The 12910-nt window shown below is 70.8% G+C and carries 8 protein-coding genes and 1 pseudogene; 1 reads left to right on the top strand and 8 read right to left on the bottom strand.

Going from position 1 to position 12910, the window contains the following annotated elements:
- Positions 1-1750, top strand: a pseudogene (locus ACFWBT_RS36485) (hypothetical protein); the annotation flags it as partial.
- A gap of 101 nt (positions 1751-1851) precedes the next feature.
- Here ACFWBT_RS36485 and ACFWBT_RS36490 read toward each other — a convergent pair.
- The 8 genes from ACFWBT_RS36490 to ACFWBT_RS36525 form a co-directional block, all read right to left on the bottom strand.
- The gene (locus ACFWBT_RS36490; RefSeq protein ID WP_385707320.1) at positions 1852-3402 is read right to left on the bottom strand and encodes a GMC family oxidoreductase; all 1551 of its coding nucleotides are present in this window, start codon (positions 3400-3402) and stop codon (positions 1852-1854) included.
- Between the two features lie 17 nt (positions 3403-3419).
- Positions 3420-4982 (bottom strand): APC family permease, encoded by a 1563-nt coding sequence (locus ACFWBT_RS36495; RefSeq protein ID WP_385707322.1) that lies wholly within the window; start codon positions 4980-4982, stop codon positions 3420-3422.
- A 145-nt stretch (positions 4983-5127) separates the two neighbouring features.
- Positions 5128-6594: an aldehyde dehydrogenase family protein gene (locus ACFWBT_RS36500; protein ID WP_385707324.1), complete on the bottom strand. Its 1467-nt coding sequence runs from the start codon at positions 6592-6594 to the stop codon at positions 5128-5130.
- Positions 6587-7732 (bottom strand): aromatic ring-hydroxylating dioxygenase subunit alpha, encoded by a 1146-nt coding sequence (locus ACFWBT_RS36505; RefSeq protein ID WP_385707326.1) that lies wholly within the window; start codon positions 7730-7732, stop codon positions 6587-6589. Before ACFWBT_RS36505 ends, ACFWBT_RS36500 begins: the two co-directional genes overlap by 8 nt.
- 11 nt (positions 7733-7743) lie before the next feature.
- Positions 7744-8898, bottom strand: coding sequence for an N-methyl-L-tryptophan oxidase (gene solA / locus ACFWBT_RS36510; protein WP_385707328.1), 1155 nt, complete (start codon positions 8896-8898; stop codon positions 7744-7746).
- Between the two features lie 47 nt (positions 8899-8945).
- A complete protein-coding gene (locus tag ACFWBT_RS36515) occupies positions 8946-11402 on the bottom strand; it encodes an FAD-dependent oxidoreductase (protein WP_385707330.1) in 2457 nt (818 codons plus the stop codon).
- Positions 11403-11436: 34 nt separating this feature from the next.
- Entirely contained in the window at positions 11437-11640 is a 204-nt protein-coding gene (locus ACFWBT_RS36520) for a hypothetical protein (protein ID WP_385707332.1), read from the bottom strand.
- Complete coding sequence (locus ACFWBT_RS36525; RefSeq protein ID WP_385707334.1) at positions 11637-12722, bottom strand: S-(hydroxymethyl)mycothiol dehydrogenase; 1086 nt, start codon at positions 12720-12722, stop codon at positions 11637-11639. The genes ACFWBT_RS36520 and ACFWBT_RS36525 overlap by 4 nt, the downstream gene beginning before the upstream one ends.
- Positions 12723-12910: the final 188 nt, after the last annotated feature.

Here is a 12910-nt window from a genome sequence, read left to right on the forward strand (position 1 = left end):
CGCCGCCGACGACGCCCGCCGCACGGCCCGCGCGCTGCGCGCCGAGCGCGCGGGGATCGCGGGCGCCCCCGACGATGTGACACAGGACGGGACGGCGGCGCCCAAGGCCTCGCTGCCCGCCCTGCGCGAGGCATACCGAGCCGCGTCGCAGCTGTACGAGAAGGTCGGCGTCGGCGCCGACCTGCGGGCCGAACAGGCCCGGGCCGAGAGCGACGAGAGCGCTGCGCTCGCGGAGCTGGACCGGCTCAGCAACAAGGTGCGCACGCGCGCCGCGCAGCTCCTGGAGTCGACGGACGGTTCCGACGGCCCCTCACGGCAGGCCGCCGCGGCGCGGGCCGACGAACTGGTGCAGCTCCTGGAGACCCGGATGTCGACCGCGAGCGAGCAGCTCGGGCGGTTGCGTGGCGAGGCCGAGCGGCACGCGCCCGAGGACGGCGCGGCGCACACCGAACTGGCCGATGACCTGGTCCCGAGCGACGCCGAGCACGCGCAGGCCCTGCTGCGCACCGCCACGACCGAACTCGCCGCCCGCACCGAGGCGTTGAACCAGGCACGCGAGTCGCACGCCGAGTTCCTCGGCGCCCACCGGTCCGCCGAGGACGCGGCCGGCGGCTTCGACGAGACGTCGGCCCTGCTCAGGGACCTGATCCGGGAGCACTCCGACGAGGAGCAGGAGGAGCCCGAGCCCTATCCCGGCACCCTGGAGGAGGCGCGGAACTCCGCCGCCGAGAGCCGCCGCTCGCTGCGCGGCTGCGCCGCCGACCTCTCCGCGGCCGAGGGCGCCGTCCGCGAGGCGAGCGACATCCTCGTACGGCACGCCAATTCCACCCGCTACGAGCAGGTGCGGACCCCCGCCCGGCAGCAGATCCGCGAGCTGCCCGCCTCCTCGCTGCCCGAGCACGCGCAGAAGTGGGCGGACGCGTTCGCGCCCCGGCTGCGGGTGCTGACCGACGAGCTGGAGCAGCTGGAGCGCAACCGGGACTCGATCGTGGACCGGCTGCGCGGGCTCGTGGAGTCCGCCCTCGCCACCCTGCGGTCCGCGCAGCGGCTGTCCAGGCTGCCGGAAGGGCTCGGGGAGTGGTCCGGGCAGGAGTTCCTGCGCATCCGCTTCGAGGAACCCGACCAGGCCACCCTCACCGAGCGGCTCGGCGAGGTGGTGGACGAGGCCACCCGCGCGGCGGTCAAGAAGAACTCCGACATGCGGCGCGACGGCATGTCACTGCTGCTGCGCGGGGTCGGCGCCGCGCTCCAGCCCAAGGGCGTCGCCGTGGAGATCCTCAAGCCGGACGCCGTGCTGCGCGCCGAACGGGTCCCCGTCGGCCAGATGGGCGATGTGTTCTCCGGCGGTCAGCTGCTCACCGCGGCCATCGCGCTGTACTGCACGATGGCCGCGCTGCGCAGCAACGACCGCGGCCGTGACAAGCACCGGCACGCGGGCACGCTGTTCCTCGACAACCCCATCGGGCGCGCCAACGCGACGTATCTGCTGGAGCTCCAGCGGGCCGTCTCGGACGCGCTCGGCGTCCAGCTCCTCTACACCACGGGCCTGTTCGACACGACCGCGCTCGCCGAGTTCCCCCTCGTCATCCGGTTGCGCAACGACGCCGACCTGCGTGCCGGGCTGAAGTACATCAGCGTCGAGGAGCATCTGCGGCCGGGACTGCCGCGTGAGGCGCCCGCCGGGGAGACCGTGCACACCGAGATCACCGCGACGCGGATGTACAAGCGTCCGGCGCCGATCGCTCCGTAGAGGCACGGCAGTGGGGGAACCGCGGGGCGTCCTCGGCCGGCCACGCCCACGCGGCGGAGCCGCATGTCGCTACAGCCCCGCGCCCCTCGCGGGGCGCTCGTCTACGCGTGCTCCTTCAGCAGGTCGGCGCACTTCTCGCCGATCATCATCGTGGTGATGCCCGGGTTCACGGAGATCAGATCCGGCATCACCGAGCCGTCCGCGACCCGCAGGCCCTCGACTCCCTTGACCCGCAGCCGTGCGTCGAGCGGGGCCGAGGTGTCGTCGTCCGCGCCCATCTTCACGGTGCAGGACGGGTGGTAGACGGTGTTGTGGGTCTTGTGGATGTAGTCCAGCAGCTCCTCGTCGGAGCGGATGTCCGGCCCGGGTGCCAGCTCGGCGCCCGCCCAGCCGCTCAGCGCGGGCTGCGAGGCGATCCGCCGTGCCAGCTTCAGCCCGTACGTCATCACCCGCACGTCGTGTTCGTGGGTGAAGTACCGCGGGTCGACCATCGGTTTGTCCCGGTAGTCGCGGGTGCGCAGCCGCACGGTGCCGCGGGACTTCGCGCGCGTGACGTTCGGGGTGAGGCAGAACGCGTTCTCCGAGGTGGGGAATCCGTGCCGCGCGGTGTTCATGTCGAACGGCACCGAGCCGTAGTGGAACATGAGGTCCGGCCGGTCCAGGCCCGGTTCGGTGTCGTAGAAGATGCCCGCCTCCCACCACTGGCTGGACGTGGTGGGCATGGGCCGCTTCGCCTCCCACATGATGACGCCCTCGGGGTGGTCCTGGAGGTTCTCGCCGACGCCCGCAGCGTCCACGACCACGTCGATCCCGACCTCGCGCAGATGCCCGGCGGGCCCGATGCCCGACAGCATCAGGAGCTTCGGCGTGTCGATGGAACCGCAGGACACGATCACCTCGCGGCGGGCCCGGACCGTCCTGGTGTGGACCAGATCCGGGTCGAGGTACTCGGCGCCGACACACCTGCGGCCCTCCAGGACCAGCTTCTTCGCCCGCACCCCCGTCCGCACCGAGAGGTTCGGCCGCTTGCCCATGACCGGGTGGAGGTAGGCGACCGAGGAGGACTGCCGGATGTTGTTCTCGTCGGAGTTGATCTGGAACCAGTTGGCGCCCCGGACCACTGTCGTGCCGCTGTTGAACGCGGTGGTCGGGATGCCCGCCTGCGCGCACGCCTCCAGCAGGGCGGCACCGCACGGGTCTTCGCCCTTCAGCGTGCGCAGCTTCACCGGGCCGGTGCGGCCGTGGTGGTCGCCCGGAGCGTCGTTCGACTCCAGCCGCCGGTAGAGCGGGAAGAGTTCGGCCGAACTCCAGCCCGTACAGCCCGCGGCGGCCCAGTCGTCGAGGTCCTCCGCGGGGGCCCAGAAGGCGATGCAGGAGTTGTGCGAGGAGCAGCCGCCGAGCACCTTGGCGCGGGCGTGCCGCATGAAACTGTTGCCGGTGGCCTGCGGCTCGACCGGGTAGTCCCAGTCGTAGCCGGATTCCAGCAGGCCCATCCAGCGGTCCAGTCTGAGGATGTCGTCGTCGCCGACGTCGCTGGGTCCGGCCTCCAGGACGCACACGGTGACGGACGGGTCCTCGGAGAGGCGGGCCGCGACCACATTGCCCGCGGTACCGCCGCCGACCACGACATAGTCGAACTCATCGTTGCTCATGAGCTGTTGCCCCTCCTTCAGTCGGCCGCCGGAGCGGTGAGCGGAGCCGTGACGGCGGGCTGCAGCCGGTGCTCGTCGAGGACGCCGGTGCGATGGCGCTGGACGAACCAGTAGTAGGCGAAGCCGCCGCCGGCGATGACGGCGACGAAGAGCACCGCGCCCCAGCGCAGATACCAGTGGAACGGCGCGGCGGCGTTGTAGACCTCGGCGCGCGGCCAGATCAGGTTGATCGTCATGACCGTGCCCCAGACGACGGCGAGGACATTGACGAGCAGGCCCCAGCGGCCCAGCGAGAACTTTCCCTCGCCCGCGGGCTGCCACGTGCCGCGCAGCCGGGCCACCAGCATCGGGGCGGTCACACCGAGGTAGGCGAGATAGATCATGATGATGCCGATGCTGGTGACCACCGTGAAGATCTGCGGCTGGCGGATGTTCACGACGAGGATCGCCACGGCCAGAATGCCGATGATCACCGCGGGCAGGACCGGCGTCTTGAAGCGCGGGCTGACCCGGGCCATCAGCGCGGACGCGGGCAGGTTGTTGTCCCGGGACATCGCGAAGGCCAGCCGGATCGCCGCCGTGTGCACCGCGAGCGCGCACACCGTGACCGCGATCAGCACGCACCACAACATCGCCTTGCCCGCCGTCGGGCCGAGCACGTCGAGCACGATGTACTGCAGGCCGTCCGTGGACAGCTTCTCCCCCTTCAGGCTGGAGACGCTCATCAGCGCGAGCAGCAGCACCAGGCCGCCCAGGACGAACGAGGCGACGATCGCGCGGATGATGGCCCGCGGGGCGTTGCGGGAGGGGTCCAGGGACTCCTCACCGAGCGAGGCCGCCGTGTCGAAGCCGTACATCACGTACGCCGACGCGAGCGAGGCCACCAGGAACGCGCCCAGATAGCCGGTCGAGTGGCCGGCGCCCGTGCCCGCCGTCTCCGTGACCACCTGCGGTCCCCGGGTGATGTGAACGGCGAACAGCACGATGAGGACGACGGTGGCGATCAGCTCGATGAACACGCCCGCGCTGTTGATGGTGGCCATCAGCTTCACGCCGAAGGCGTTCACCAGGGTCGTGAAGAGGATGAGCACCGTGGCCAGGACGACCGCGTTGGTCGCGACGTCGTACTTCCCGGTCCCGTCCCCGACGAACTGGAAGGTGTCGGAGATCTGCGGGAGCGTCAGCTGATAGGCGAGTGCCACCGCCGAGATCGACACGATGGAGGCGATCAGCATCATCCAGCCGGCCAGCCATCCCAGATGCGGATTGCCTATCTTCTTCGACCAGTTGTAGACGGAGCCCGCGACGGGATAGCGCGCGGCCAGCTCCGCGAAGCAGAGGGCGACCATGAACTGCCCGCCGAAGACCATCGGCCAGGACCACCAGTAGGCGGGACCTCCGCTGCCGTAGCCGAAGTAGAAGAGCTGGAAGGTGCCGGTGAGGATGGAGATGTAGCTGATGCCGGCGGCGAAGGTGTGGAAGTTGCCGAGGGTGCGCTTGAGTTCGGGTCTGTAGCCGAACTCGGCGAGTTCGGCGTCGTCGTGGTGCTGTGGGCCGGACGGTTGCTCGGTGGTCGTCATGAGCGGACTCCAAGTGGGCCTGGGGGCGGGGTGGGGGAGCGGCTCGTGCGGGGGCCGGGTTCCATGAGGGGGTGGTGGCTATGCGGGCGCCATGTCCGCGGTGGTGCGCCGGGGCGGCGGGATGAGCCGCCCCGGACGATCCGGATCAGGCGAACCAGCCCTGCGGGGACGGGTCGGTGTTGCGCCAGATGTGTTTGGCCTCGCGGTACTCGGCCAGTCCCGACGGCCCGAGTTCGCGCCCGGAGCCGGACTGCTTGAAGCCTCCCCACTCGGCCTGCGGGACGTAGGGGTGGTAGTCGTTGATCCATACCGTGCCGATCCGCAGACGGGCCGCGACACGCTGGGCCTTGGCCTCGTCGGTGCTGAAGACGGCGCCCGCCAGTCCGTAGATCGTGTCGTTGGCGAGGCGCACGGCCTCCGCCTCGCCGCTGAAGCGCTCCACGGTGAGCACGGGCCCGAACGACTCGTCCTGGACCACGGACATGTCGCCGCTGCACTCGTCGAGGACGGTCGGCGGATAGTAGAAGCCCGCGTCGAAGCCAGGTCCCGTCGGCCGGGCGCCACCGCAGCGCAGCACCGCTCCTTCCGCCAGGCCCTTGGCGACGTACGCCTCGACCTTGGCGCGGTGCGCCGCGGAGATGAGCGGCCCGGTCTGCGCCCGCTCGTCGAACGGTCCGCCCAGTCGGATCTCCGACGCCCTCCGTACGACCTCGTCGACGAACCGGTCGTGCAGCGAGTCCTCGACCAGCAGTCGCGCGCCCGCCGAGCAGACCTGCCCGGAGTGCAGGAAGACCGCGGTCAGCGCCATGTCGACGGCCGTCTCGAAGTCGGCGTCGGCGAAGACGATGTTGGGGTTCTTGCCGCCGAGTTCGAGGGCGACCTTCTTCACCGTCCCGGCCGCGGCCGCCATCAGCCGGCGCCCGGTCGCCAGGCCTCCGGTGAAGGAGACCAGGTCCACGTCAGGATGGTCGGCGAGCGGGGCGCCCGCCTCGGGGCCCGCGCCCAGCACCAGGTTGGCCACGCCCGGCGGCACTCCCGCCTCTTCCAGGAGCCGCATCAGATGGATCGCCGTGTGCGGAGTCAGCTCGCTCGGCTTGAGGACGAAGGTGTTGCCCGCGGCCAGCGCCGGTGCCACCTTCCAGGCCGTCTGCAGGAGCGGGTAGTTCCACGGGGTGATCAGCGCGCAGACCCCGACGGGTTCGTACACGACGCGGCTGTCGACGCTCTCCGTGCCCGTCTCGACGACCCGGCCGGTCTCGGCGGCGGCCAGCCTGCCGAAGTAGCGGAAGCAGTTCGCGATGTCGTCGATGTCGTACTCGCTCTCGACGAGCCGCTTGCCGGTGTCGAGCGACTCGGCGCGGGCGAGGGCGTGCTTGTCGCGGACGAGGAGATCGGCGACACGAAGCAGCAGGTCACCGCGGTCGGCCGACGGGACCGCGGGCCAGGGGCCCTCGTCGAAGGCGCGGCGCGCGGCGGCGATCGCCTCCACGGTGTCCTTGCCGCCGGCCTCGTCGACGACTCCGACCAGCGAGCCGTCGGCGGGGCAGCGGATCTCGCGGGTCCGCGCGTCGAGCGCGCCCCGCCACGATCCGTCGATGTACAGGTCAGGCACGTGGGCCTCCCAGTCGCTCGATCAACCACGCATGGAAGACCCCGATGTGATGCTCTGTCGGAACCAGCACACCACCGTTGCGATACGCACGTGACGCCATCGCCGGCTGTGTCCTTTCACAGGCTTCGAAGTCCTGTTCGTTCACCCGGTGGAAAAGCTCCACCGACTTGGACACGTCGGCGCCCGACTCGACGACCTCCGGGGCGTAGAGCCAGTCGCACTCGACGACCGTGCGGTCCTCGGCGAGCGGGAACATGCGGTGCAGGATGACATGGTCCGGGACCAGATTGACGAAGACCGTCGGCTTCACGGTGATCGCGTAGTAGCGGCGGTCCTGGTCGTCCGCGACCTCGGGCAGCTTGGCGAAGCCCTCGCTGCCGTCGACCGTGAAGCCCTTGATCTCCTCCCCGAACTCGGCGCCGTGGCCCACGTAGTACTGGGCCGCGTACCCGACCGCGAACTCCGGGAGGACCTCGGTCAGTTCGGGGTGGATCGTGGCGCAGTGGTAGCACTCCATGAAGTTCTCGACGATCAGCTTCCAGTTCGCCCGTACGTCGTAGGTGACGCGCCGGCCGAGCGCGAGGTTCTCGGCGCCGTAGTGCTCGATGGCCGCCGCGGTGCCGAGCCGCTCCACCGCCGCGCCCGTCACCGTCTCCTCGAAGGAGGGCGCCTCGTCGGCCAGGCACACCCAGGCGTAGCCGAGCCACTCGCGCAGGGCGACCTTGACCAGGCCGTACTCGACGCGGTCTATGTCCGGCATCTTCACCAGGTTCGGCGCCGCGACCAGCTTGCCGTCGAGGTCGTACGTCCAGGCGTGGTACGGGCATTGGAGGTTGCGCCGCACCTCGCCCGACTCCTCGGTGCACAGCCGGGCACCCCGGTGCCGGCAGATGTTGAGGAAGGCGCGCAGCTCACCCGTGCGGGAGCGGGTGATCAGGACGCTCTCCCGGCCGACCTGGACGGTGCGGAAGGCTCCGGGCCTCGCGAGATCCGCGGAGCGCACCGCGCAGAACCACATCGACTCGAAGAGCCGCTCCTGCTCCTGCCGGAAGATCTCCGGGTCGGTGTAGTAGTGCCCGGGGAGCGTGGCGATCAGGCTGGGGGACAGCGGGGACGGGGAGACGGGGATCGTCGTCACGTGCGTACTCCTCAGGCGGGCGCGGCGGCGAGGCGGTGGGGGGCGAACAGGCCGATGGGGTGCTCGGTGGAGCCGTCCAGGGCGAGGTCGGCGAGGATCTCACCGACGACCGGTACGAATTTGAAGCCGTGTCCGGAGAACCCGCAGGCCACGGTGACGGACTCCGGGTGCGCGGGATGTCGGGCGATGACGAAGTGCTCGTCGGGCGTGTTGGAGTACATGCAGGTGGCGGCCTTGAGGAAGGCGCCGGGCAGATCGGGGATGCAGCGGGACATGTGGTCCGCCATGGCCCGGATCTCGTGCTCGTGCACGGTCCGGTCGATGTCCTCAGGGGTGCACTCGACTCCCTTGCGGAAGAAGGCGACCTTCGCGCCCAGTTCGGGTCCGTCGATGGAGGGGAAGCCGTAGACCTGGACTCCGGCCGGGTCCTCCCAGATGTAGATCGGATGCCTCTCCGGCACGAACGGCCCGACCCCGCCGCTCGGCTGGAACCAGTACATGACCTGCCGCTCGATCCGGAAGGGCACGCCCAGGTCGGTGAGGAGCTGCGGCGCCCAGGCTCCTGGGCAGATCACCAGCTGACCGGCGGTATAGGTGTTCTCGGCCGTGTGCACCCGCACGCCGTCCCGGTAGGGCTCCCAGCGGGTCATCGGCTCGTCGAAGTGCAGGTCGGCGCCCTGCCGGGTGGCGAGCTGGAGGTGCGCGGCGACGGTGTTCTCGGGGCGGAGCAGTCCCGCCCGCGCCTCGAACAGCGCGACCTCGTCGTCGTGCGGATTCAAGGTCGGGAAGCGGCGCCGGATCTCCGCCGCGTCCAGCATCTCGTGAGGCAGGTCCCACCGTTGCGCCGAGAGCAGCGAACCGGAGACGGTCCGTGAGTCCGGGTGCCCGACCATGACGCCGCCGCACAGGGTGGCGATGTCACGGCCCGTCGCCCGCTCCAGCTCGTCGTACAGCTCGTAGGCGCGCAGCAGCAGCGGGACGTACGCCGGGTCTTCGAAGTAGGACTGCCGGGTGATGCGCGAGCCGCCGTGGCTGGAGCCGCGGTTGTGCACCGGGCCGAACTTCTCCAGCCCGAGCACACGGGCGCCGCGCGCGGACAGGTGGTGGGCGGCGGCGCTGCCCATGCCGCCGAGACCGATCACGATCACGTCATACGTGGGGGACACAGGGCCTCCTCCTGCCTTTTTGTCCGGCTCTTGCCTGTTCATCGGATTCACCGGCGGATTCGGTTCATCTTCGGATCGAAGAGCGGTTCCTCGGCGACGGTCGCGGGGAGCTTCTCGCCGAAGTAGTCGATATGCACGCCCGTGCCGGTGGCGAGCGCCGGCAGCCAGGCGTAGGCGACACAGCGGCCGAGCGTGTAGCCGTACGAGGCGCTGGTGACGTAGCCCGCGGGGGCGCCGTCGACGTGGACGGGCTCCTTGCCGAGGACGACGGCGGAGGGGTCGTCGAGGAGGAGCGGGGTGAGCCTGCGCGCGGGCTCCTGCGCCGCGCGGCCCTGCAGGGCCTCCTGGCCGACGAAGCCGTCCTTGTCCATGCGGACGGCGAAGCCGACGCCCGCCTCGTACGGATCGTGCTCGTCGGTCATGTCGGTGCCCCAGGCCCGGTACCCCTTCTCCAGGCGCAGGGAGTTGAAGGCCGAGCGTCCGGCCGCGATCACGCCGTGCCGGCGGCCCGCCTCCCAGAGCGTGTCCCAGAGCCTGAGTCCCAGGTCGGCCGTGGTGTACAGCTCCCAGCCGAGCTCCCCGACGTAGCTCAACCGCATGGCGGTGACGGGGACATGCCCGAGATACGTTTCCTTCGCGCGGAAGTAGCCGAATCCCTCGTGCGAGAAGTCGTCGCGGGTGAGCGGCTGGACGAGGTCCCGTGCGAGCGGCCCCCACACGCCGATGCAGCAGGTGCCGGAGGTGATGTCCCTGAGGTGCACGTCCTGCGGTGCGTGCCGCAGGAGCCAGTCCAGGTCGGCGGGGGAGTTGGCGCCGACCTGGAAGCGGTCGGGGGCCAGTCGGGCGACGGTGAGGTCGGAGCGTACTCCGCCGGTCTCGTCGAGGAGCAGCGTGTAGGTGACCGCGCCGGGCTTCTTGCGGAGGTTGTTGGTGGTCATGCGCTGGAGGAAGGCGAGGGCGCCGGGGCCGGTGACTTCGAGCCGGCGCAGCGGGGTCATGTCGTAGAGGGCGACCTTCTCGCGGGTCGTCCGCGCCTCGGCCGCGGCGATGGGGGACCAGTAGCGGGCCGACCAGGCGTCGCGTTCGGGGAGGGGACCGAGCGTGTCGACGAGGGGGGCGTTCGCCTCGTACCAGTGCGGGCGTTCCCAGCCGCCGCCCTCCAGGAAGCGCGCGCCGAGTTGTTCCTGCCGGGCGTGGAAGGGGCTGACGCGCAGGGGGCGCGGCCGCTCCATCGGCTGGAGGGGGTGCAGGATGTCGTAGACCTCGACGAACTGCTGCGAGCCGCGCTCACGGACGTACGACGGTGAACGCTGCGCGTCCTCGAAGCGGGCGAGGTCGCATTCGTGCAGGTCGATGGAGGCCCGCCCGTCGACCATCCACTCGGCGACCGCCTTCGCCACCCCGGCGGAGTGGGTGACCCAGACGGCCTCGGCCAGCCAGAAGCCGCGGAGCTGCAGGGACTCCCCGAGCAGCGGCATGCCGTCCGGGGTGAAGGAGAAGACGCCGTTGAAGCCCTCCTCGATCTCCGTGTCGCGCAGGGCGGGCAGCAGCCGGCGGCAGTCGTCCCAGCTCGGCGCCCAGTCCTCTTCGGTGAAGGGATACGACGACGGCATCGCCATGTCGTTCGCGCGCGCCTCGTCGTAGGGGAGGACCCCGAACGGGTCGACCGGCAGGGGCCGGTGGGCGTAGCTGCCGATGCCGATGCGGTCGTGGTGCTCGCGGAAGTAGAGGTCGCGGTCCTGGAAGCGGAGGATGGGCTTCGAGGCTTCGGACGTCGCCCCGGCGAGTTCGGGGAGCGGCCGCGTCCTCGCGTATTGATGTGCGAGCGGTTGCAGGGGTACGTCGACTCCGGCCATGCGCCCGATGACGGGACCCCAGAAGCCGGCGGCGGAGACCACGTGATCGGCGGGGAACGAGCCCCGGTCGGTGACGACGCCGGTGACCCTGCCGTCCGCCTTCTCGATGCCGGTGACCGTGTGGCGGTCGAGGAAACGGGCGCCCCGCCCGGTCGCGCGTTCCATCTGGGCCCGGGCCGCGAGCAGGGCGCGGGCCAGCCCGTCGTCCGGGGTGTGGAAGCCGCCGAGGACGGCCGAACGGTCGAGGAGCGGCCAGAGTTCCTTGCACCGGTCGGTACCGACGATCTCGCCGCGGACCCCCCAGGAGGCCGCGTATCCGGCCCTGCGGTGCAGCTCGGCGAGGCGTTCGGAGGTGGTCGCGAGCTCCAGCCCGCCGACCTGGTCGAAGCAGGAGACGCCGTCCACGGTGAGGGAGGAGAACTTCTCGACCGTGTAGCGGGCGAACGCGGTCAGTGTCTTGGAGGGACTCGTCTGGAAGACCAGGCCCGGTGCGTGCGAGGTGGAGCCGCCCGGGGCGGGCAGCGGACCCTGTTCGAGAACGGTGACGTCGGTCCAGCCGCGGGCGGTCAGCTCGTCGGCGAGGGAACAGCCGACGATGCCGGCGCCGATGACGACCACACGGGGACGGGTTGCGGGCGTGCTGGACATGCCCCTCCTTGCCGGGGTGGGGGAGTGAACGCGCTCAGGTGGCCGGGACGCCGGGCCGCTGGGCGGTGACCGTGCGGTCCGAACCGTGTCCGCTGGGGACGACCGTGTTGCCGGGGAGGAGGAGCCGGTCGCGGACGGCGGTCTCGCCGGCCGGGCCGTCCGCGTGTGTACGGCCGGTCGTGCCGAACGCGCCGGATGCGACGACGCGCTCGGCCCGTAGGGCGCCCGGGGTGCTCACAGGACCACGACCGACCGGAGCACCTCGCCCCGGTGCATCTTCGTGAACGCCTCCTCGACCTGATCGAGGGAGATCGTCTCGCTGACGAAGGCGTTGAGGTCCAGCAGCCCGTACAGGTACTGGTCGATGAGGAACGGGAAGTCGCGGCTCGGCAGACAGTCGCCGTACCAGGAGGACTTCAGGGCGCCACCGCGCGAGAACAGGTCGATCAGCGGGAGGTCGATCCGCATCTCGGGGTCGGGCACGCCGACCTGGACGAGGACACCCGCGTGGTCGCGCATGTAGAAGGCCTGCTTGTACGTCTCCGGTCGGCCCACCGCGTCGATGGCGATGTCGACTCCGAAGCCGTCGGTCAGCGCGCGGACTGCTTCGACCGGGTCAGTTCCCCGCGAGTTGACGGTGTGTGTGGCGCCGAACCGCTCCGCCAGGTCGAGCTTCTTGTCGTCGATGTCGACGGCGATGACCTTCATCGCGCCGTTCAGACAGGCGCCCGCGATGGCCGCGTTGCCCACGCCGCCGCAGCCGATGACGGCGACGGTGTCGCCGCGCCCGACGTTGCCGGTGTTGACCGCGGCGCCGTATCCGGCCATCACGCCGCAGCCGATCAGCCCCGCGGCCTCCGGCCGCGCCGCAGGGTCGATCTTCACCGCCTGCCCGGCCGCGACCAGGGTCTTCTCGGCGAAGGCGCCGATGCCGAGGGCGTTGCTCAAGGGGGTGCCGTCGAGGAGGGTCATCGGCTGTGCGGCGTTGCGCGAGTCGAAGCAGTACCAGGGCCGGCCGCGGCGACAGGAGCGGCAGGTGCCGCAGGGGGCGCGCCAGGCGAGGACCACGTAGTCGCCGGGGACCAGGTCGGTGACGCCGTCGCCGACCGCCGCGACGGTACCGGCCGCCTCATGGCCCAGCAGGAAGGGGAACTGGTCGTTGATCGCGCCTTCCCGGTAGTGCAGATCCGTGTGGCAGACCCCGCAGGCCTGGACGTCGACGAGCACCTCACCGGGGCCCGGGTCGGGAACGAGGATCGTCTGCACCTCGACGGGCGCACCCTTTTTGACGGCGACTACGGCACGGACCTCGTGGGGCACGACAAGCTCCTCTGCTGTTGCGCAATGCACGATGGGTTGCGTGATGAGGAACATATTGAGAACGCCGTCAGGCGGCCGTCAAGGGGTGGGAGTTAACCCTTGGCAAAAGGAACGGGAAGCCCGAAACGTGGCCGACACACGACGGCGCGGGGCCGGTGGAATCCCGGCCCCGCGCCGTGGAGCGGGTC

It is taken from the genome of Streptomyces sp. NPDC060027 (assembly GCF_042737005.1).
Classification (GTDB): domain Bacteria; phylum Actinomycetota; class Actinomycetes; order Streptomycetales; family Streptomycetaceae; genus Streptomyces.

Excerpts from the sequence above, each read along its gene's own strand:
- ACFWBT_RS36490 (WP_385707320.1), bottom strand. The coding sequence starts at position 3,402 with ATGAGCAACGATGAGTTCGACTATGTCGTGGTCGGCGGCGGTACCGCG.
- ACFWBT_RS36515 (WP_385707330.1), bottom strand. The coding sequence starts at position 11,402 with ATGTCCAGCACGCCCGCAACCCGTCCCCGTGTGGTCGTCATCGGCGCC.
- ACFWBT_RS36495 (WP_385707322.1), bottom strand. The coding sequence starts at position 4,982 with ATGACGACCACCGAGCAACCGTCCGGCCCACAGCACCACGACGACGCC.